The 20,446-nt window shown below is 29.8% G+C and carries 20 protein-coding genes; 12 read left to right on the top strand and 8 right to left on the bottom strand.

Annotated elements, in window-relative coordinates:
• The coding region (locus ELQ05_RS07970; RefSeq protein ID WP_134240069.1) for a Cj0814 family flagellar-dependent secreted protein at positions 1-941 on the top strand (941 nt) is incomplete at its 5' end.
• A gap of 58 nt (positions 942-999) precedes the next feature.
• Here ELQ05_RS07970 and ELQ05_RS07965 read toward each other — a convergent pair.
• Genes ELQ05_RS07965 through ELQ05_RS07940 form a run of 6 tightly spaced genes read right to left on the bottom strand, consistent with a single transcriptional unit; the run spans position 1,000 to position 6,860 of the window.
• Positions 1,000-2,427 (bottom strand): UDP-N-acetylmuramoyl-tripeptide--D-alanyl-D-alanine ligase, encoded by a 1,428-nt coding sequence (locus ELQ05_RS07965; RefSeq protein ID WP_096702909.1) that lies wholly within the window; start codon positions 2,425-2,427, stop codon positions 1,000-1,002.
• Positions 2,428-3,147, bottom strand: coding sequence for an alpha/beta fold hydrolase (locus tag ELQ05_RS07960; protein ID WP_070316484.1), 720 nt, complete (start codon positions 3,145-3,147; stop codon positions 2,428-2,430). It lies immediately after the preceding gene.
• Position 3,148: 1 nt separating this feature from the next.
• Positions 3,149-3,364, bottom strand: coding sequence for a type II toxin-antitoxin system Phd/YefM family antitoxin (locus ELQ05_RS07955; protein WP_002852622.1), 216 nt, complete (start codon positions 3,362-3,364; stop codon positions 3,149-3,151).
• Between the two features lie 59 nt (positions 3,365-3,423).
• Entirely contained in the window at positions 3,424-4,464 is a 1,041-nt protein-coding gene (locus ELQ05_RS07950; protein ID WP_070316483.1) for a D-alanine--D-alanine ligase, read from the bottom strand.
• A gap of 9 nt (positions 4,465-4,473) precedes the next feature.
• Positions 4,474-5,025, bottom strand: a complete 552-nt coding sequence (gene ruvA / locus ELQ05_RS07945) for a Holliday junction branch migration protein RuvA (protein ID WP_070316482.1) — start codon at positions 5,023-5,025, stop codon at positions 4,474-4,476.
• Positions 5,001-6,860, bottom strand: coding sequence for a flagellar assembly protein A (locus tag ELQ05_RS07940; protein WP_134240068.1), 1,860 nt, complete (start codon positions 6,858-6,860; stop codon positions 5,001-5,003). The genes ruvA and ELQ05_RS07940 overlap by 25 nt, the downstream gene beginning before the upstream one ends.
• Positions 6,861-6,963: 103 nt before the next feature.
• Here ELQ05_RS07940 and murJ point away from each other — a divergent pair, with 103 nt between their 5' ends.
• Genes murJ through ELQ05_RS07905 form a run of 7 tightly spaced genes read left to right on the top strand, consistent with a single transcriptional unit; the run spans position 6,964 to position 15,543 of the window.
• Positions 6,964-8,415 (top strand): murein biosynthesis integral membrane protein MurJ, encoded by a 1,452-nt coding sequence (gene murJ, locus ELQ05_RS07935; RefSeq protein ID WP_052799541.1) that lies wholly within the window; start codon positions 6,964-6,966, stop codon positions 8,413-8,415.
• Complete coding sequence (gene cysS, locus ELQ05_RS07930) at positions 8,415-9,803, top strand: cysteine--tRNA ligase (protein ID WP_070316479.1); 1,389 nt, start codon at positions 8,415-8,417, stop codon at positions 9,801-9,803. Before murJ ends, cysS begins: the two co-directional genes overlap by 1 nt.
• Complete coding sequence (locus tag ELQ05_RS07925) at positions 9,796-11,538, top strand: ABC transporter ATP-binding protein (RefSeq protein ID WP_070316478.1); 1,743 nt, start codon at positions 9,796-9,798, stop codon at positions 11,536-11,538. The genes cysS and ELQ05_RS07925 overlap by 8 nt, the downstream gene beginning before the upstream one ends.
• Before the next feature lie 31 nt (positions 11,539-11,569).
• Positions 11,570-12,628 (top strand): quinone-dependent dihydroorotate dehydrogenase, encoded by a 1,059-nt coding sequence (locus ELQ05_RS07920; protein WP_096702903.1) that lies wholly within the window; start codon positions 11,570-11,572, stop codon positions 12,626-12,628.
• On the top strand, positions 12,625-13,875 hold the full coding sequence (locus ELQ05_RS07915) for a pitrilysin family protein (protein WP_134240067.1): 1,251 nt from the start codon (positions 12,625-12,627) through the stop codon (positions 13,873-13,875). Before ELQ05_RS07920 ends, ELQ05_RS07915 begins: the two co-directional genes overlap by 4 nt.
• Positions 13,868-14,764, top strand: coding sequence for a 4-hydroxy-tetrahydrodipicolinate synthase (gene dapA / locus ELQ05_RS07910; RefSeq protein WP_134240066.1), 897 nt, complete (start codon positions 13,868-13,870; stop codon positions 14,762-14,764). Before ELQ05_RS07915 ends, dapA begins: the two co-directional genes overlap by 8 nt.
• Positions 14,764-15,543: an enoyl-ACP reductase gene (locus tag ELQ05_RS07905; RefSeq protein ID WP_070316475.1), complete on the top strand. Its 780-nt coding sequence runs from the start codon at positions 14,764-14,766 to the stop codon at positions 15,541-15,543. The genes dapA and ELQ05_RS07905 overlap by 1 nt, the downstream gene beginning before the upstream one ends.
• Positions 15,544-15,583: 40 nt before the next feature.
• Here ELQ05_RS07905 and ELQ05_RS07900 read toward each other — a convergent pair whose 3' ends face one another.
• Both ELQ05_RS07900 and ELQ05_RS07895 read right to left on the bottom strand, forming a co-directional pair.
• Positions 15,584-15,889 (bottom strand): hypothetical protein, encoded by a 306-nt coding sequence (locus ELQ05_RS07900; RefSeq protein ID WP_002852583.1) that lies wholly within the window; start codon positions 15,887-15,889, stop codon positions 15,584-15,586.
• 11 nt (positions 15,890-15,900) lie between these two features.
• On the bottom strand, positions 15,901-16,497 hold the full coding sequence (locus ELQ05_RS07895) for an MBL fold metallo-hydrolase (RefSeq protein ID WP_070301009.1): 597 nt from the start codon (positions 16,495-16,497) through the stop codon (positions 15,901-15,903).
• A gap of 73 nt (positions 16,498-16,570) precedes the next feature.
• Between ELQ05_RS07895 and ELQ05_RS07890 the strand changes: the two genes are divergently transcribed.
• The 4 genes from ELQ05_RS07890 to kdsB are packed head-to-tail and all read left to right on the top strand — an operon-like array spanning position 16,571 to position 20,366.
• Positions 16,571-17,311: an NAD+ synthase gene (locus tag ELQ05_RS07890; protein ID WP_044261690.1), complete on the top strand. Its 741-nt coding sequence runs from the start codon at positions 16,571-16,573 to the stop codon at positions 17,309-17,311.
• 3 nt (positions 17,312-17,314) lie between these two features.
• Positions 17,315-18,241 carry a tetraacyldisaccharide 4'-kinase gene (locus ELQ05_RS07885; protein WP_002933583.1) on the top strand — a complete coding sequence of 309 codons (927 nt, stop codon included), beginning with the start codon at positions 17,315-17,317 and terminating at the stop codon, positions 18,239-18,241.
• Positions 18,238-19,650, top strand: coding sequence for a threonine synthase (thrC, locus tag ELQ05_RS07880; RefSeq protein WP_002933584.1), 1,413 nt, complete (start codon positions 18,238-18,240; stop codon positions 19,648-19,650). The genes ELQ05_RS07885 and thrC overlap by 4 nt, the downstream gene beginning before the upstream one ends.
• Positions 19,647-20,366, top strand: coding sequence for a 3-deoxy-manno-octulosonate cytidylyltransferase (kdsB, locus tag ELQ05_RS07875; RefSeq protein WP_002861453.1), 720 nt, complete (start codon positions 19,647-19,649; stop codon positions 20,364-20,366). The genes thrC and kdsB overlap by 4 nt, the downstream gene beginning before the upstream one ends.
• The last annotated feature ends 80 nt before the right edge of the window (positions 20,367-20,446 follow it).

Below are 20,446 nucleotides of genomic sequence, written 5' to 3'. Positions count from 1 at the left end.
ATATGGGAGAAGATTTTAACAAAGCTGCAGGACTTCCTGAAGATTTTAAGATACATAAATCTACTTTAGATGAGATAGAAAGATTTAATCAACATAATATGGCTGATGAAACTAGTGAAAACTATTATAATAGTTTTGATATGGCTTCTATTGTTAAATCCTATTATAATAGCTTTAATCAAGTAATAAGTGCATTTCAAAATGATAAAACAAGTTTTAGTGAAGCAGATATAAATTCTATGCCTAAGGGTTATATTTCTGTTGGCTATAAAGGTTTAGATTTTTCAGATCAATCCAATCCTTATAATGCATTAGGACTAGTTAATCATTCTAACACAAAAGTAACTAATGTTTTTAAAACAGATGATGAATTTCATGAAGCTCAAGCAATACAAATGGGAATGATGGGTATTGATTTTTATCCGCAAAAATTAAATATATCAACTCAAAGTTTATCACAAGGAGCTTTAATGGAAGGTGGATTTAATCCTGATATGTCAGTTTATCCACAAAATGAAGATGGAAGTTATTCTAAAGAAGCTTTTTTTATGAGCTTTTTAAAATCAGAAGGTGGTTATATGGTTGCAGGAAAAAATACAACTATTGCACCGCAAGCAATGAATTATAATCTTAATGTTGCCAAACAAAGTATTCCAAAATACTCTAATGTAGATTTCGATGACATTATGACAGGTAAAGTTGATTTTGCAAGTTTATTAAAAGGTTATGCACAAGATGGCTGGCTTGATGCAGATATATATGCAATGGATAAAGGGGTTAAATGGCAAAATACAAGCATAGGTTATAGTGGAGCTTGGTTTGATAATCAGTTTAATCAAGCAAAAGCTAATGGCTGGAAAGCAAGTAGCCAAAGTATAGATTCTTATGTTAATTCTATAATGGATAGACTTAATAATCTTTTAGGGCAGACTAGGGTTTAAAGAAGTATTTGCACGAAGTCAAATTAAAAATGATGATATTTGCAAATACTTATGCGAATCACATAAAGCTAGGTGCATCGTTTGAAAAGAGTATCAAATCTCCGTTTTTTGTTTCTTTAGCTAGAGTTTGAACTAGCTGGCTTTTTTCTTTAAGTATAATGGTTTTTATTTTTAACTCTTTTTTGAAAATTTCAGCATTGATTTGTGCGCTAATGATAGCAAGATCAAAACACTCATTAATGATTTTAGCAAGTTTTATATTTTCTTCTTCGCTTACTTCCACTATACCAGGACTTACTAAAACTTTGCGTCCTTTATAGCTTTTACAAAGTTCATAGCTTGTGCTCATACCTTTAAAATTTCCATTAAAACCATCATCTATGATAAATTTAGGCTCTCTTGAAAGCACTTGCAAGCGATGTTCTACGGAGTTTATATTTAAAACTTGCTTTTGAATTTTTTCTAGTTTTATACCAAGATAATGAGCACAAAGTATACAAACACAAAGATTTTGCGCGCTAAAATCCCCTAAAATTTGACTTTTGAAATCATAGGATTTATTTTCTATATCGACTTTAAATTCTAAACCTTCAAGACTTGAATGAATAAGACTTAATTTATCATCATAAAGGCTGATGAGTCTATCTTCTTCTTTTTGGGTGCTAGAGTGTAAAAAAGCCTTTTCTAATCTTTTGGAATTTAAGGCTTCAAGTTTGGTTGAGCGGATATTTTCAACACTTTTAAAATACTCTAAATGTGCATTGCCTATCTCTCCTACTATGCTGATGTGAGGTTGTAAAAAACGAGTGATTTCATCAATATCGCCTTTAAGTCTAGCACCTGCTTCAGCTATGTAAATTTGAGTATCTTGGCTTAAATTGGTATTGATATCAGCAACTATACCTAGCAAGGTATTGACAGAGCGTGGTGTTTTGTAGCTTTTAAAGTCATCTTTTAAAAGTTCGTATAGAAAATTTTTAATACTTGTTTTTCCAAAACTTGCGGTAATGAGTATGATTTTTAAATTTTCATTGGCTCTTAGTTTGGCTTTGGCTTGTTTTTTATAATATAAATTTGTAAAAAACTCATAAATTTTAAGACTCAATAAAGCAAAAGGAAGGCTAAAAAGATTAAAAAGAAAAGAAAAACGCAAAGCAAGGATAGCAAAAATAGCATTATAAACAAAAACAAAAACAAAAAACCATTTAACCTTGCTTGTAAAAACAAGCTTTTTATCTATACCTTTGTTCCAAAAATACAAAATTGGAGTATGGATCAATGCAAAATATGCCAAAGAGTATAAAGGAAAAGCTAAGAATAAAAAATAAGGAATAAATAAAAAATACAAATGCCACAAAGGTTTATGATAATGAAAAAACACGCGTTTAAATTTATAAGAATACCATTGTAAAGCACTCATAAGATAAAAAGCTATACAAAAATTAAAAAATAAAGAATTAATAAAATAAAGAGTATTGATAAGCATTTAAATTTCCTTAATTTTTTGAGCTATGAAAGCAGAATGTTTTAAAAAGAAAAAATGATCTCCCTCTAAAGGATAAAAAGTGCTATTTTTTAAAAATTGATGCATTTTCTCGCCACAATATAAAGGCGTAGCTTCATCGCTTTTCCCCCAAAAAACCAAGCTTTTAGCCTTTTGCTTGGCAAAAATTTCACTAAAATCCTCATCAACAACCCTTTTAAAGGTTTCATACATTATAGGACTAAGATTTGCTCCATCTTTACTAGCAAAATAGCGATAAAATTTTCCAAAACCAAAGAGTTTTAAAATTTTAAAAATACGGATTTTAAAACGTACTTTTAGGGATTTTTTAGCCAAAATTCCTGCACTTGAAAGTAAGATTAGAGTGTCTTTTTCTTTTGCGAGTAGGGTGCTTACTTTTCCACCAAAAGAATGCCCCATGAAAAAACAGACATCGAGTTTTTTTTGCTTTAAAAAAAGTTCTGTGATATTGGCATAATCTTGAGTGTTTAAAATTTCTTCCACGCTTGAATTTCCAAAACCCGCCAAATCCATATAAATTTGACAAAAATCTTTCAAAAAAGGACAAAAACTTTGCTTCATAAGTTCTTTATTGGCTCCCCAGCCGTGCAAGATAAGTATTTGCGGTAAGGCAAGATCGCCTAAAATTTCATAAGAAATTTGATAAGTTTTGTTTTTATAAGAAAGTTGTGTTTGAGCCATTTTAAGCCTTTTGATTTTTGTAGATATTTTCTAAAAGTTGCATGGCGTTTTGTAAGCGTTCAAATTCTTTCATACTAAGCATTACAGCTTCAAATTTGTTATTTTTTAAAATAACTATTTTTCCACTTTCGCTTTTTTTGAGTTTTTCCATAATGGGGCTAAAATTTCTTACCACTTCGGTGGCAGTGTAAATTTCATCTTGTTTAAAAGAGAGCATTTTTCTTCCTAAAATACGCTAAATTTTATGTATAATTTAGCGTATTTTGACTTAAAAGCTTATAATTTTCCTTTTTGTCCGTTGATGGAGTGAAGGAAGTTGTAATTGATTTTTATCATTTTTTCAAGTGAAATTTGATCAGCTAAAGCGTTTAAAGTGGTATTAAAATCTTTAAAAAGATAATTAGCCAAAGAACCAGGATTTGGGTTGATTTCATTTAAATATACTTCATTATCCAGTATAAAAAAATCGCAGCGTATTAAAGCACCTTTAAACAAAGGATTGTAGATCTTTTTAAAACTGTCTTTGAGTTTTTCTTTTAATTCTTCGCTTAAATCCGCTTCTATAAGCTCATTGTGTCCTGAAAAGCTAAGATATTTTTGTTCAAAGTCTAAAAATTCTTTTTTCTTTGGCTCTTCTATGATGGAAAAAACAAACTCATCATTGATCATACATCCTGCAAGATTGTATTCTTTGATATTGTTTTTAAATTCTTCTACTACAAGATCATTATCAAATTCAAAACCTACATCTTTGGCGTATTCTAAATCTTTTTCATCTTTTACTATACTAATACCTATACTACTTCCAAGTCTTGCAGGTTTGATAATGCAAGGAAAACTAAGCTTTTCTTTAGAGTTTTGGTTTTTTCTTAGCATGGTATAATCAAGTGTTTTTACTCCAACGCTTTTGGCATAAAGTTTGGTAAGTTCTTTATTAAAAGATAATGCACTAGCTTCAAGCCTAGGTCCTATAAATTTAATAGAATAAAACTCAAATAAAGCCGCAATTTTTCCATCTTCTCCATCTCTACCATGGATAAGATTGATCACGCATTCGCACTCTAGTTTATTTTCTTTTAAAAAGCCTTTGCTAAAAAAACCTCCTTGTTTGATGAAGAGTTCTTTTTCATTTTTATAAGCTTTGGTGCTAAAAGTTTTAGAATTCATTTTTTCGCTTGGAATGTGATAAAATCTTCTTTCTTCATCGCAAAAAACAAATTCTAAATTTTGATTGATAACTTTTTTAAGTACTACAGCACTTACTATACTGATCTCGTGTTCATAAGAATTTCCGCCAAAAAGTATTGCAAATTTCATTTTATTCCTTTATCCTAGTTTTTTAAGAGCTTCTTTGATGAGTTCGCTTGTGTTTGTTGCTTGAGCACTTGCTAAAACACTTATGATTTTTTCTTGTTTAAAGCCTAGAGTAAGAAGTGCGGCTAAGGCTTCGCTTTTATCATCGCTTACATTTTCAAGTTTGGTTTTTGTGTCAGAAAGTTCTACTATAATGCGTTTTGCACTTTTTGGACCTATGCCAGGTACTTTTTTAAGCACGCTTTCATCGCCCAAACTTAACGCTTTGTAAAAAGAATTTACATCAAGACTAGAGCATACCGCCATAGCAGTATTTGCACCCACTCCATTGACTTTTAAAAGCATTTCAAACATTTTTTGTTCATCTTTATCCAAGAAGCCATAAAATTTATTAGAATCTTCTTTGATGATTTGAGTGATAAAAAACTCATGCTTTTCTTGAGTTTGAATTTTAGCAGAACAAAAAAGCGAAATAAATATCCCATAGCTTAAACCACTAGCACATTTAACAATGATAAAAGTAGGTTCTTTTTTTGTGACTATTCCTTCGATGCCGACAACCATGCTATATCCTTTTCTTCATAATCTAATTTTTTATGTATTTCTATACTTTCTTGGTTGTTTTGTATGACTTTTTTAATGCCTATAAATTTAGCACTTTCATTAACAAATGAAGAGTAAAAAATATCTTCTTTAGGCTCTAGAAGTGAAAATTTGATTTCATTCATATCAGTCCATTTGCCGCTTTTATTTATAAAAGTTGCTTCAAAAAGCATTTTTTGCAAATTGATTAATTCTAATTGTAAAGATTTTTTGCGTTCAAGAAGTTCTTTTTCTTCATTTTGTAGTTTATTTAATTCAAGATTTTGTAAAGAGAAATCTTTTAGGGCTTTTTCGTATTGTACAGGAACATTTTGACCTTGATTTTTAAGTTCTGTTATCTTTTTTTCAATGCTTAAAATTCCATTTTTGCTTGATAAAATGTATTGTCTTATTTTATTTATTTTATGATTTAACTTAGAAATTTGCTCTCCTAAAATCGCAAATTCTTCATCATAATTTTTATCAAGAGTTTTAATTTTAGCATGAAATTTATTGTTATCCCCGTTAATGCGTTCTATTGTGGTGTTTTCAAAAAACACACAAGAATTATTACTTTCTAAATTTTCTATATAGATTTTATCAGCTTGTATATTTCCACCTAAGCTTTTTTTAATTCTCACTTCTTTGGCTTTGATTGTTCCACCTTCGAGCAAATCTATATTTAAAATTTCGGCTTCTGCAAATCCTCTATGAGTTTTTATATAGGCTTGTTTGGCTTGAATTTTGGCTTTAGAGTGTGTAATGCCTTCAATTTTCATTTTGGTGGCATTAAGTTGAGTGTTGCTTCCTACGCTTCCGACTACATTTAATTCTTCACATTCTATCCCAATACCAGAATTTACAGCATCTTTTACTTCTGAAAGAAATTTTATATTGATTTTGACATTTTTGTCTAGTCCAGCTCTTATAATCCCTATATTTTTAAAATCTACCCCATTAAAATCTAGTTCATTGGCAATATCAAATTTTTCACCATCTTGTACTACATAACCTTTTTTTAAAGCTATATATTCTGTGTATCCATCTTGCTCTACTTGTTTAAAAGCCGAAGAACAAGAAAATTTAACTTTATTTTCATTTGCGGCTAAAACTTTTAAGGTGTGTAAATTTAAGTCTTTTCCTTCTTTACCTTGTTTAAATTTGGCGTGTTTTAAAACAACTTCATTTTCATCAACAACAATAATACCTGAGCGTTTTTCATCGATAGTGTAGTTTTTGGTTTTTTCTTTATAAGTCAAGATCAGGGATTCATCTTGACTTTCTATAGGATCAATACCTTGTGCAACGGTAATTTGTATAGTTTTATTTAAAGGGGTGTTTTTATGTTGGTTGCAAAAAGACATTAAATTTTTCTTAAAATCAAAAATGCGGATACCTATTAAAAATTTAAGTTTCAACATCTTTTTATAAATATTTTGCAAAAGTTCTAGTGCTAGTTTTTCATGAAAGTCTAAATTTGTAAAATCAATTTGAGCAACTATTTTGGTTAAATTTTTATTTGCAACTAGTTTGACTGCTTGAGATGCTTTGCTTTGGTTTATACCATGGAAAATTTCTATTTTGTATTCTTGCTTGATTTGAAGATCATTTTTTAAAAAAATTTCATCTTTATCAAAAAGAGTTAATTCTCTTTCAGAGATTTTTTCCCATTCTAAATCTCCAAAACGATATTGTGTAGAAAATGCCAATAAACTAAAATCAAGCTCATTTAAGCTAAGGTTTGTTCGTGAAGCTACGCTTAAAAGCTCTCGAGCTGGATTTTCTGTATAGGCAATAATTTTTTCATCCAAAGCCAAAACTTTCCCCTTGTAAAAAATTAAGAATGTAATTATAGTCAATTTTTAATCAATTTTAGTTAAAATAGTTCTCTTTATATTTTGAAATTTATGAAAAAATTTAATGAAGAGTTTAGTATTTAAAAATTTTATTATCAATGCTTTAGGAATTTTATTTTCAAGAATTTTAGGGCTTGCTAGAGATGTTTTAATAGCGCTTTTTTTAGGAGCAGGGCTTTATAGTGATATTTTTTTTGTGGCTTTAAAAATGCCTGCTTTTTTTAGAAGAATTTTTGCAGAAGGGGCTTTTGGACAAAGTTTTTTGCCTAATTTTGTAAAAGCGAAAAAAAAGGGAGCTTTTTGCGTTAGTGTAATGATGCAATTTAGCCTTATAGTTTTTTTATTTTGTCTTTTGGTAAGTTTTTTTTCCTCTTTTTTTACTAAGCTTTTTGCTTTTGGGTTTAACGCAGATACTATAGCTTTAGCGGCTCCTTTGGTGGCGATTAATTTTTGGTATTTGTTTTTTATTTTTTTAGTTACTTTTTTAGGAGCTATTTTAAATTATAGACAAAAATTTTTCATTACCTCTTTTTCTGCGGCATTATTTAATTTAAGTATTGTTATAGCTGCCTTTTTTGTGGATAAAAATGCACCGCAAAATACACTTTATTATTTTTCTTATGCAACGGTTTTAAGTGGGGTGGCACAGCTTGTTTTACATTTGCTTGTTTTAAAAAACAATCCTGTAATCCGTGCTATGGCTTTAAGTGTAAAATTTAAAAAAGCCAAGGCGAAATTACAAGGTTTTTATGGCAATTTTTTTCATGGAGTTTTAGGTTCTTCTGCGACTCAATTTAGCTCATTGCTTGATACAACCATAGCTAGTTTTTTAATGAGCGGGAGTATTTCTTATCTTTATTATGCAAATCGTGTATTCCAACTCCCCCTTGCACTTTTTGCTATCGCTTTAACTCAAGTTTCTTTTCCAAAAATTTTAAAACATTTAAAAAGTGGTCAAGAAAATTTAGCTTTAAAATTTATGCAAAGAGCATTAGCGCTTTTAAGCATTTTGCTTATTGCTTCTAGTATTGTAGGTTCTGTGTTTGCTTTGGAAATTTCAAAACTTTTATTTGAAAGAGGAAATTTCACTCACGAAGATAGTGTAATTACGGCTTATGTTTTGATTGCTTATCTTATAGGGCTTTTACCTTTTGGTTTGCAAAAGCTTTTTTCTTTGTGGCTTTATGCAAAATTTAAACAAAAAACAGCAGCTTGGATCGCGGTAAAATCTTTAATTATCAGTGCTTTATGTTCTATGGCTTTTATATTTTTGATTAAAGATGAAAGTTTAAAGGTTATTGCAGTAGCACTTTCAAGCTCTATTAGTGCTTTTTATTTGCTTGGAGCTAATATCAAAGAATTTGGTTTTAAGAAATTTTTTGCTTTAATATCTATTAAAATTTGCTTATTGGTTATAGTTGCTTTGATTGTTTTTGCAATCTTACTTATTTTGATTAAACCTTATATTTTAAGTTTTTTTATAGGAATTTTTACAAGTTTTAAAGGAGTTTTTTAATGAGATTATTAGACAGTGTAACAAAAGAGAAAATAAAACTTGATAAAAAAGATATTAGTATTTACTTATGCGGACCTACGGTTTATGATGATGCACATTTAGGACATGCAAGAAGTAGTGTTTGTTTTGATCTTTTGCGTAGGGTTTTACTTGCTCAGGGCAATAGGGTAAAATTTGCTAGAAATTATACAGATATTGATGATAAGATTTTGAAAAAAATGGCTCAAAGTGGTCAAACTTTAGAGGAAATTACGGAATTTTATATCAAAAGTTATGAAGAGGATATGAGGGTTTTAAATGTATTAGATCCTGATTTTAAACCTCGTGCAACGCATTATATAACAGCTATGCTTGATTTGATTAAAAAGCTTGCTAAGGATGGGTTTGTTTATACTCTAGAAGATGGAATTTATTTTGATACAAGTAAAGATGAAAAATATTTAAGCCTATTAAATCGCAATTTAGAAGAAAATATCTCTCGTCTAAGTAATGAAGTGCAAAAAAGAAATGAAAGCGATTTTGCGCTTTGGAAATTTGATGAAAATTTTTACGAAAGTGAATTTGGCAAAGGGCGTCCAGGTTGGCATACTGAATGTGTTGCTATGATTGATTCTATTTTTGAAAATACTCTTGATATACATGCTGGAGGGATAGATTTGCTTTTTCCTCATCATGAAAATGAAGCTGCGCAATGTCGTTGTGGATGTAAGAGAAAATTAGCAAATATTTGGCTTCACAATGGTTTTGTAAAAATCGATGGCGAAAAAATGAGTAAAAGTTTAAATAATAGTTTTTTTATAAAAGATGCTTTAAAAGAATTTATGGGCGAGGCTTTAAGATTTTATCTTTTGAGTTCTCATTATAGATCTCATTTTAATTATTCTTTATCGGATTTAGAAAATGCTAAAAAACGTTTAGATAAATTTTATCGCCTTAAAAAAAGATTGGATTTAGGTGAAATTTCTGATTTTGATGTTTTAAATGATATTGAAATAAAAAGCGAAATTACTAAGCAAATTTTAGAGATTTTAAATGATGATTTAAATGTTTCTAAAGCCTTAGCTCTTTTGGATGATTTTATCAGTAGTGCAAATTTAGAGTTGGATAAAGAAAGCAAAAATAAAATTTTAAAACAAAATATCAAAGAAGCTTTAAGTGAGCTAGCTAAAATTTTTGGCTTTGGTTTTATGGATACAACTTTATATTTTCAATGGGGTGTAAGCAAAGAAGAACGAGAAGAGATTGAAAAGTTAATTTTAGAAAGAACTGAGGCTAAGAAAAACAAAGATTTTAACACAGCTGATGCAATAAGAGAGCAATTAAATAGTAAAAAAATCACTCTTTTAGATACTCCAAATGGAACAATTTGGGAGAAAATAAATGCATAATGAGATGAATTTAAAAGAGGTTTTAATACGCTTTAAGCCCTTTTATAAAAGATATTGGAAACAATTTGCTATAGCTATTTTCGGTATGATTTTAGCAAGCGGAGGAACTGCTGGAAGTTTTTATGCTTTAGAGCCTATTTTAAATTATATTTTCGTTGAAAAAAATGAAGCTTTACTTTATACAGTGCCTTTTTTGCTAGTATTGATGTATTTTTTTAAAAATCTTGGAACTTATTTACAAAGTTTTTATGTTTCCTTTATAGGAACAGATATGTTAAGAGTATTGCGTGCTAGGGTTTTGAAAAATGTTTTACGCTTGGATATGGATTTTTTTAAACGCTATAGAAGCGGAGAGCTTGTAAGTCGTTGTACTAATGATATTAATGCACTTCAAAGCATAGTATCAAACATTATTCCTGATTTTTTTAGAGAGCTTTTAACTGCTATAGGACTGCTTGCGGTAGTCTTGTATCAAAGTCCTACTTTGGCTTTTTTTGCTTTAGTGATTTTGCCTTTAGCTATTTTTCCTTTGGTATGGTTTGCTAAAAAACTTAAAAAATATGCAAGAAATATACAAGAAACAAATTCGGATTTACTTTCTTATTTGGGTGAAATTTTTTCAAATATTGAATTGATCAAAGCTAATGATAATGAAAAAAAAGAAAGTGATAAATTTGCTAAGCATAATGATACTTTATGTAAATTAAACCTAAAATCCGCACGTATTGATGCACTTACAAGTCCTTTAATGGATATGATGGGTTCTGTTGGGGTTGCTGTGGTGATTATTGTAGGGGGTAGAGAGGTTATCAATGGTTCTATGAGTGTGGGAAGTTTTATCAGTTTTGTTTCGGCACTTTTTGCGATATATACTCCTTTAAAGCGTCTTTCGTCTTTATATGGAAAACTTCAAGGTGCTGTTGCGGCAAGTGAAAGAACTTTTTATTTATTGGATTTAGAACCTCAAATTAAAGGTGGAAGCAAAGAATTAAAAAACATTGAAAAAATTAGCTTTGAAAATGTTGAATTTGCTTATGAAAACCCGCATAAAAGTGTTTTAAAAGGCGTAAATTTTGATTTTGTTAAAGGGCAAATGCTTGCTCTTGTAGGGACAAGTGGGGGTGGTAAATCTTCTATTATTAATCTTTTGATGTATTTTTATGAAAAGCAAAAAGGTAAAATTTTACTCAATCAAGAAGATATTAGCACTTTTACCATAGAAAGCTTACATGCTAAAATAGGACTTGTAACGCAAAATATTTATCTTTTTAATGATAGTTTTGCTGCAAATATTGCTTATAGCGAAGAGTTAGAAGAAGAAAAAGTCATCCAAGCTTTAAAATTGGCCAATGCTTATGAATTTGTTAAAGAAATGGGCGGGATTTGGGCTGAAGTGAAAGAACATGGTAAGAACTTAAGTGGAGGGCAAAAACAAAGAATAGCAATCGCTAGAGCTTTATATAAAAATCCTGATGTGCTTATTTTTGATGAAGCAACTTCAGCTTTGGATAATGAAAGTGAAAAAGCAATAGTTAAAACTATAGAAAATTTAAAACAAGATAGATTGATTTTAGTGGTTGCACATCGTTTAAGCACTATAGAAAATGCGGATAAAATAGTAGTATTGGATAAGGGTAAGGTATTGGCAATAGGTAAAGATGAAGAGCTTTTGCAAGCTTGTTCTTTGTATCAAAAATTTAAAAGCAAAGAAAAAACAAAGCCTAGCTTTAGTTAATTTTAGTTAGAATTTCAAAAAGGATTAAAAAATGGCTTATGAAATGATAAAACCTTTACTTTTTAAGTTAAACCCTGAGCATGCACATGCTTTGGTTGAATATAGCTTAAGGGCTTTAAGTGCTAGTTTTCCAGGAGCTTTAAGTTTTTTAGCGCACAAATATATAGTTGATGATGAGAGTTTAAGGCAAAATTTACTTGGACTTGATTTTAATAATCCTGTAGGTTTAGCAGGAGGCTTTGATAAAAATGCCACTATGATAAGACCTTTGAGTGCTTTAGGATTTGGCTTTTTAGAAGTGGGAACTTTTACTCCAAAACCTCAAGAAGGCAATGAAAAGCCACGTCTATTTAGACTTGTAAAACAAGAAAGTATACAAAATGCTATGGGTTTTAACAACGAAGGTGCTGAAAAGATTGCTTTAAGGCTTGCAAAAACTTATCCTTTTGTTTTGCCTTTAGGGGTAAATATAGGGAAAAATAAAATCACTCCAAATGACAAAGCCTTGGAGGATTATTTTACTTTGTTTAGAGATTTTAAGGATTTGTGTGATTATTTTATCGTTAATATCTCATCTCCTAATACTAAAAATTTAAGAGAGTTGCAAAATGATGATTTTTTAAATACCTTGCTTGAAGAAGCCAAAAAAATCACTTCTAAGCCTATTTTGATAAAAATTGCTCCTGATATGAAAATAGATGATGCTTTAAATTTATGTGAAAATGCCATTAAAAAAGGTGCAGATGGGTTTATATTGGCCAATACTAGTATTGATTATAGCTTGCTAGATAATAATCGTACCTTTGGTGGTATTAGTGGAAGACTGATTACGGAAAAAAGTGGTATTTTTTTCAAAGAAGTAGCTAAAATTCTTTTTGGCAAAACCTTGCTTATTGCAAGTGGAGGGATTGATAGTGCTGATATTGCTTATGAGCGTATTAAAAATGGGGCTAATTTAGTGCAAGTTTATACAGCTTTGATTTTTAAAGGTCCTTCTTTGGTAAAAAATATCAATCAAAATCTTATAGAACTTTTAAGAAAAGATGGTTTTTTACACATTAGCGAAGCTGTTGGGGTAAATTTAAAATGATTACTTATGAAAAAATTCAATTAAAAAACAAGCTTGAAATTTATGCTTTGCCTGTAAATAAAAATAGCGATGTGATTAGCGTTGATATTTTTTATAAAGTGGGTTCAAGAAATGAGATCATGGGAAAAAGTGGCATAGCTCATATGTTAGAACATTTAAATTTTAAAAGTACTAAAAATTTAAAAGCTGGCGAATTTGATGAGATTGTTAAAGGTTTTGGTGGTGTGGATAATGCAAGCACAGGTTTTGACTATACTCATTATTATATTAAATGTGCGAAGAAAAATTTAGATAAAGCTTTAGAGCTTTTTGCGGAACTTATGGCGAATTTAAATTTAAAAGATGAAGAATTTCAGCCTGAAAGAGCAGTGGTTTTAGAAGAGCGTAGATGGAGAACAGATAATAATCCTTTAGGATATCTTTATTTTAGACTTTTTAATCATGCATTTATGTATCATCCTTATCATTGGACTCCTATAGGTTTTTTTAAAGATATAGAAAATTGGAGTATTGAAGATATTAAAGAATTTCACAGTATTTACTATCAACCTAAAAATGCGATTTTACTTGTAAGTGGCGATATAGAAAGTAAAGAAGTTTTTGAGCTTTCAAAACAACATTTTGAAAAGATTAAAAATACTAAGACTATACCTAAAATTCACACAAAAGAGCCTAAGCAAGATGGAGTAAAAAGAATATATTTGCATAAAAACTCAGATACTGAACTATTAGCCCTTGCTTATAAAATTCCAAATTTCAAGCACAAAGATATACCTGCCTTAAATGCTTTATCCGAGCTTTTAGGAAGTGGGAAAAGTTCTTTAATGAGTGAAATTTTGATTGATAAATTAAATTTAATCAATGATTATTATGCTTATGTTAATGATTGTATAGATGAAAATTTATTTATTTTTATTTGTAATTGTAACCCCAATGTTAATGCAGAAAAAGTAGAAAAAGAGCTTTTAAAAATCATTGATAAACTTAAAATGGGTAAAATTTCTCAAAAAGATTTGCAAAGAGTGAAAAATAATGTCAAGAGTGATTTTATTTTCTCGCTTAACAATGCTAGTGCAGTGGCAAATATTTATGGTTCATATCTAGCAAGAGGAGATATCAATCCTTTGTTAAATTATGAGAAAGATATACAAAATTTGGAATTAAAAGATTTGATTTCTTGTGCTAAAAAATATTTTATTCAAGAAAATTCAACTACGGTAATTCTAAGAAAGGATTCAAATGGATAAAAATATTATCATTGGGGCGATGACTGCTCTTATTACACCGTTTAAAAATGGAAAAGTTGATGAGCAAAGTTATGCAAGATTGATTAAAAGACAAATAGAAAATGGCATCGATGCAGTAGTTCCAGTAGGAACAACAGGAGAAAGTGCAACTTTAACCCATGAAGAACATAGAACTTGCATAGAAATAGCCGTTGAAACTTGCAAAGGAACTAAGGTTAAGGTTTTAGCAGGTGCGGGAAGTAATGCAACTCATGAGGCAGTGGGTTTGGCTAAATTTGCTAAAGAACATGGTGCTGATGGGATTTTAAGTGTGGCACCGTATTATAATAAACCTACACAACAAGGACTTTATGAGCATTATAAGGCTATTGCGCAAAGTGTAGATATTCCTGTGCTTTTATATAATGTTCCAGGAAGAACAGGTTGTGAAATTTCAACAGATATTATTATCAAGCTTTTTAGAGATTGTGAAAATATTTATGGAGTAAAAGAAGCGAGTGGAAATATCGATAAGTGTGTGGATTTGCTTGCGCACGAACCTAGAATGATGCTTATTTCGGGAGAAGATGCGATCAATTATCCTATACTTTCAAATGGTGGAAAGGGAGTGATTTCAGTAACTTCAAATTTATTACCCGATATGATTAGCGCTTTAACTCATTTTGCTTTAGATGAAAATTATAAAGAAGCTAAAAAAATCAATGATGAGCTTTATAATATCAATAAAATTTTATTTTGCGAAAGTAATCCTATTCCTATTAAAACGGCTATGCATATAGCTGGATTGATAGAAAGTTTGGAGTTTAGACTTCCTCTTTGTTCTCCAAGTAAGGAAAATTTTGCTAAAATTGAAGAAGTGATGAAAAAATATAAGATCAAAGGATTTTAATGAATACAGAATTTCAAGGAAAAACTTTAGTAATCAGCGGTGGAACTCGTGGGATAGGTAAGGCTATAGTTTATGAATTTGCTAAAGTGGGTGCAAATATAGCTTTTACTTATAATTCTAATGCACAAATTGCTGACGAAATGGTACAAGATTTGGAGAAAAATTATAAAATCAAAGCTAGAGCTTATGAATTTAATATTTTAGAACCTGAAACTTATAAAGAACTTTTTGAAAAAATTGATGCGGATTTTGATAGAGTGGATTATTTCATCTCAAATGCTATCATTTCAGGACGTGCGGTTGTAGGTGGTTATACTAAATTTATGAAATTAAAACCAAAAGGAATTAATAACATCTTTACAGCCACAGTTAATGCTTTTGTTGTGGGCGCACAAGAAGCAGCTAAAAGAATGGAAAAAGTAGGGGGTGGAAGCATTATTTCTATCTCATCTACAGGAAATTTAGTGTATATAGAAAATTATTCAGGTCATGGCACAGCAAAAGCTGCCGTAGAAGCTATGGCAAGATATGCGGCTACTGAACTTGGGGGAAAAAATATCCGTGTAAATGTCGTAAGTGGTGGGCCTATTGAAACTGATGCTTTAAGAGCTTTTACAAATTATGAAGAAGTAAAACAGGCTACTATAAATTTAAGCCCTTTAAATCGCATGGGGCAGCCTGAAGATTTGGCTGGAGCATGTCTTTTTCTTTGTTCAAGTAAGGCAAGTTGGGTAACAGGACATACTTTCATCGTTGATGGTGGTACAACTTTTAAATAAAAATTAAGAAAAATCAATGGATTTTTCTTAAAAATATTTTTCAATCAAGTTTTAATTTCCATCCTAAAAAAACACTTAATAATGCAAGTAAAAAAATAAAATTTAAAGTCCAATTGCCAAAACCTACAAAACCTATAGATAATACGCTGTAAAAAAATCCTCCCACAGCTGAATAAATACAAATCGTACTTAAAGATCCATTTTCTGCCATTTTTTTACATGGGCAGATTTTATAAAATTTTTTATCGTTAAATTGATTTTTCTTTTTATTTCCCAAAAATAAACCAAAAAGGGCAAAAAGATTTAAAAAAATAAAAGCATATAATAAAATTTGATCTAATTCCATTTTAATATACCTTAAAAGTATCTAAGCCAAGAGGGTAAATGGACTTGTTCTTCTTTTAAAGTAGTCTCTTGTCCATGTCCTGGTAAAAGTTTAAAATCTTCTTTGTAAGTCATAACTTTTTCTAAACTTTGTTTCATTAAATTTGCATCTGAATAAGGAAAATCCCATCTTCCTATGCTTCTATAAAATAAAAAATCTCCACTAAACATGATATTTTTACCTACAATTTCTATCATAGTGCAACCTGGTGTGTGTCCTGGTAAAAAGTGAAATTTAAAATCAACTCCGCAAATATTTAAAATATCTTCATTATCTACTAAAAAATCCGCATCGCTAGAATCATAGCCTTGATTGAAATCATCATGTAGCATAAAAGCATCATTTTTGTGAATATAAATGGGGATGTTGTATTCTTTTTTAACCTTGGCATTATCCCAAATATGATCATAATGCCCGTGAGTATTTAAAATCGCTAAAGGATTTTTTACATGTTGTTTGATAAATAAAAGTGCATCAGTTCCTGGATCAATGATAAATTCACCCTTTGGGGTAAATAAAATATAGCAATTAGTTTCATAAACTCCACAAGCTTGTTTGATAATTTGCATTTTTTACCTCTTTAACGAAAAATTTGCCTTAAATAAATATAATTATACATTAAATTTTTAAAAGGCAAGCTTTATGGATTGGCAAAAGATTACGGAAAAAATGTGTGATTTTATACAAGAAAAAGTGAAAAATTCTCAAAGTCAAGGTGTGGTTTTGGGGCTTAGTGGCGGGATTGATTCTGCTTTGGTAGCAACGCTTTGTAAAAGAGCTTTAAAAGAGAATGTTTTTGCTCTTTTAATGCCAACTCAAATTTCAAATAAAGCCAATCTTGAAGATGCTTTAAGGCTTTGTGCGGATTTAAATCTTGAATATAAAATCATAGAAATTCAAAGCATTTTAGATGCTTTTATAAAGCAAAGTGAAAATACTACTCTAGTATCGTTAGGAAATTTTGCAGCTCGTATTAGAATGAGTTTGCTTTATGATTATTCTGCTTTGAAAAATTCTTTAGTCATAGGCACTTCTAATAAAAGCGAATTACTTTTGGGTTATGGTACGATTTATGGGGATTTAGCTTGTGCTTTTAATCCTATAGGATCGCTTTATAAAAGTGAAATTTATGCCTTAGCAAAATACCTTAACTTGCATGAAAATTTTATTAAAAAAGCTCCAAGTGCGGATCTTTGGGAAAATCAAAGCGATGAGGGGGATTTAGGTTTTTCTTATGCAAAAATCGATGAAGGCTTAAAAGCCTTAGAAACTAATGATGAAAAACTTTTAAGAACGCTTGATCCTTCTTTGATTGCTATATTAAAAAATCGCATGCAAAAAAATGCTTTTAAGGGAAAAATGCCTGAAATTTTGGAAATTTAAACAATGAGTGAAGAAAAAAATTATGAACTTTGGCTTGATAATTATTTTTTTAAGCCTAATTTTTGGCAAAAATGCCTTGCTTTTATACTTTTTCCCTTAAGTGTGTTTTATGCTTTTTTTGCGATTTTAAATACTTTTTTTCGTAAAAAAATAGTTTTTAAAAAACCTGTTATTAGCGTTGGTAATTTAAGTTTTGGGGGTAATGGAAAAACCCCGCTTTGCAAAGCTATAGCAAGGGAATTTGATGGCGTTTTTATAGTACTTAGAGGCTATAAAAGAAAGTCTAAAGGTTTGTTTGTTGTTAAAAATCAAAATGAAATTTTATGCACCTTAACACAAAGTGGCGATGAAGCTATGGAGTATGCTTTTGAAGAAAATATCAAAGGTGTGATTGTGAGCGAAGATAGAGTAAAAGGTATTGAAAAAGCTTTTGAATTGGGAGCTAAAATCGTTGTACTTGATGATGCTTTTTCTAAATTTCATATTAAAAAATTTGATATTTTACTTGAAAGTAAAATCAAACCTTATTTTAATTTTACTTTACCAAGTGGAGCTTATCGTTTGCCAAAATTTTATGAAAAAAGGGCTGATTTTATTGCATTAGAAGGTAGAGATTTTGTGCGTTATTCTTTTGTAAAAGAAAATCCAAAGGCTGTTTTGGTAACTGCTATTGCTAAACCTTTTAGATTGTATGAGCATTTTATTAAAGCAAGGGCTTGTTATTTTTTTAAAGATCATTATGAGTTTAAAAAAGAAGAATTAGAAAATTTGCTAAAAAAACATAATTGCGATACACTAATGCTTACTTTTAAGGATTTTGTTAAAGTTAAAGATTTTGGTTTTAAATGTCAAATTATAGAATTAAATATAGAATTAAAAGATTCATTAAGAGAAAAAATAAAAACTTATATCAAGGAGTTTGAACAGTGAAATTAGTCGAGAGTAGAAATGTAAATAATGTATCAAGCTTTAAGGAAGCTTTGATTAACCCAAACGCTCCAGAAGGAGGACTTTATTCGCCTTTAAATTTACCTATTTTTGAAGGAGAAAAATATGCCAATTTATCTTATAAAGATTTTGCTTTAAAGCTTATAGAAAGTTTTGGTTTTGGCGAAGAAGAGCTTTTTAAAAAGGCTTTGAAAAGTTATGAAAGCTTTGATGATAAAAATACACCTATTTCTTTGCAAAAAATCTCTGAAAAAACCTATATTAACGAGCTTTGGCATGGGCCTACAAGAGCTTTTAAAGATATGGCTTTACAGCCTTTTGGCGTGCTTTTAAGCGAATTTTCAAAGGATAAGAATATTTTAATTATCTGTGCTACAAGTGGCGATACAGGGCCTGCAACTTTAAAAAGTTTTGAAAATGCAAAAAATGTTAAAGTAGCTTGTATGTATCCAAAAGGTGGCACAAGTGGAGTTCAAGAGTTGCAAATGCAAGCTTTAGATAAGGATAATTTGAAAGTTTTTGCCATAGATGAGGATTTTGACGCAGCGCAACGCACTTTAAAAGAATTGCTTTTTTCAAAAGATTTTCAAAACGAAATTAAAGCTTTAAATTATGAGCTTTGTGCAGCTAATTCTGTAAATTTTGGGCGTATTTTATTTCAGATTATTTATCATTATTATGCGAGTTTAAAACTTTTTAATGAGTTTTTAGAAGAAGTACAAATCATCGTTCCAAGTGGAAATTTTGGCAATGCTTTAGGGGCTTTTTATGCTAAAAAAATGGGAGCTAAAATTTCAAAAATCAAAATCGCTTCAAATGCGAATAATATTTTGAGTGAATTTTTTAATCAGGGCGTTTATGATTTGCGTGAAAAAAGTCTTAAGAAGACTATTTCTCCAGCTATGGATATACTTATTTCATCTAATATTGAAAGACTTTTGTTTGCGAAATTTAAAGATAAAAGAACTAAAGAACTGATGAATTTGTTAAAAAATGAGAGATATTTTAAACTTGAAAAAGAAGAATTACAAAGTTTGCAAGAAGATTTTGAGGCGGATTTTTGCACCGATGAAGAATGTATGCAATTTATCAAACAAAGCAAGATTTTAATCGATCCGCATACCGCAACTTGTTTTAAAATGCTTGATCCTTTAAAACCTAGCATTATCACTTCTACAGCAGAATGGACAAAATTTACTCCAAGTATGATAAAAGCTTTATATGATAGGGATTCTAAGAATGAAAAAGAAGATTTAAAATTTATAGCTAAAGAGTTTAATGTCCAAGTTAAAGATGAAATTTTGGCTTTATTTGATTTGAAAAATAGCGATGAAAAGGTATTTGAAGCCAGAAATATAAAAAAAGAAATTTTAGATTGGATGCAAAAATGATTATTATCCCTGCAAGATTAAAATCAAGTCGTTTTCATGAGAAAATTTTATGTGATATAGGTGGAGTGCCTATGTTTGTGGCTACTGCAAGAAGGGTAAGTAATGTAGATGAAGTTTGTATAGCTTTAGACGATGAAAAGGTTTTAAGTATCGCTAAAGAATATGGTCTAAATGCGGTTTTAACAAGCAAAGATCATGAAAGTGGTACGGATAGGATTAATGAAGCTTGTAAGAAACTAGCTTTAAAAGATGATGAGATTATTATCAATGTCCAAGCTGATGAGCCTTTTATAGAATGTGAAAATTTATTAAAATTTAAAGAATTTGCAAGTTCTTGCTTGGATAAAAAAGCTTTTATGGCGAGTTGTTATAAAAAAATTACTCAAGAAGAAGCTATGGATCCTAATCTGGTTAAAGTGCTTTGTGATAAAGAAGGGTATGCTTTGTATTTTTCAAGAGCTAAAATCCCTTATGAAAGAGAAAATTACGAGGAAAGTTTTAAAGGACATTTAGGCATTTATGCTTATAGTGTCAAAGCTTTAAGGGAATTTTGTTCTTTATCAAGTTCTGCACTTGAAAGAGCGGAAAAATTAGAGCAATTAAGAGCTATAGAAAATGGTAAAAAAATCAAAATGCTTGAAATTTCAACAACAAGCATGGGGATTGATACTAAAGAAGACTATGAAAGGGCTTTAAAAATTTATTTAGAAAAATAACTCCACCCCAAAACGGAACAGATCTTGCTTATATTATTTTAATATATTTAGGTTGAAGGCAAAAAAATCTAAATTAAGGA

The organism is Campylobacter sp. US53 (genome assembly GCF_004378995.1).
GTDB classification, from domain to species: domain Bacteria; phylum Campylobacterota; class Campylobacteria; order Campylobacterales; family Campylobacteraceae; genus Campylobacter_D; species Campylobacter_D jejuni.
The sequence above is the reverse complement of the archived record's forward strand: the minus strand, read 5'-3'. Positions and strand labels throughout refer to the sequence as shown.

Excerpts from the sequence above, each read along its gene's own strand:
- ELQ05_RS07965 (WP_096702909.1), bottom strand. The coding sequence starts at position 2,427 with ATGCTTATCAATACTCTTTATTTTATTAATTCTTTATTTTTTAATTTT.
- ELQ05_RS07960 (WP_070316484.1), bottom strand. The coding sequence starts at position 3,147 with ATGGCTCAAACACAACTTTCTTATAAAAACAAAACTTATCAAATTTCT.
- ELQ05_RS07955 (WP_002852622.1), bottom strand. The coding sequence starts at position 3,364 with ATGCTCTCTTTTAAACAAGATGAAATTTACACTGCCACCGAAGTGGTA.
- ELQ05_RS07950 (WP_070316483.1), bottom strand. The coding sequence starts at position 4,464 with ATGAAATTTGCAATACTTTTTGGCGGAAATTCTTATGAACACGAGATC.
- ruvA (WP_070316482.1), bottom strand. The coding sequence starts at position 5,025 with ATGGTTGTCGGCATCGAAGGAATAGTCACAAAAAAAGAACCTACTTTT.
- murJ (WP_052799541.1), top strand. The coding sequence starts at position 6,964 with ATGAAGAGTTTAGTATTTAAAAATTTTATTATCAATGCTTTAGGAATT.
- cysS (WP_070316479.1), top strand. The coding sequence starts at position 8,415 with ATGAGATTATTAGACAGTGTAACAAAAGAGAAAATAAAACTTGATAAA.
- ELQ05_RS07925 (WP_070316478.1), top strand. The coding sequence starts at position 9,796 with ATGCATAATGAGATGAATTTAAAAGAGGTTTTAATACGCTTTAAGCCC.
- ELQ05_RS07920 (WP_096702903.1), top strand. The coding sequence starts at position 11,570 with ATGGCTTATGAAATGATAAAACCTTTACTTTTTAAGTTAAACCCTGAG.
- ELQ05_RS07915 (WP_134240067.1), top strand. The coding sequence starts at position 12,625 with ATGATTACTTATGAAAAAATTCAATTAAAAAACAAGCTTGAAATTTAT.
- dapA (WP_134240066.1), top strand. The coding sequence starts at position 13,868 with ATGGATAAAAATATTATCATTGGGGCGATGACTGCTCTTATTACACCG.
- ELQ05_RS07905 (WP_070316475.1), top strand. The coding sequence starts at position 14,764 with ATGAATACAGAATTTCAAGGAAAAACTTTAGTAATCAGCGGTGGAACT.
- ELQ05_RS07900 (WP_002852583.1), bottom strand. The coding sequence starts at position 15,889 with ATGGAATTAGATCAAATTTTATTATATGCTTTTATTTTTTTAAATCTT.
- ELQ05_RS07895 (WP_070301009.1), bottom strand. The coding sequence starts at position 16,497 with ATGCAAATTATCAAACAAGCTTGTGGAGTTTATGAAACTAATTGCTAT.
- ELQ05_RS07890 (WP_044261690.1), top strand. The coding sequence starts at position 16,571 with ATGGATTGGCAAAAGATTACGGAAAAAATGTGTGATTTTATACAAGAA.
- ELQ05_RS07885 (WP_002933583.1), top strand. The coding sequence starts at position 17,315 with ATGAGTGAAGAAAAAAATTATGAACTTTGGCTTGATAATTATTTTTTT.
- kdsB (WP_002861453.1), top strand. The coding sequence starts at position 19,647 with ATGATTATTATCCCTGCAAGATTAAAATCAAGTCGTTTTCATGAGAAA.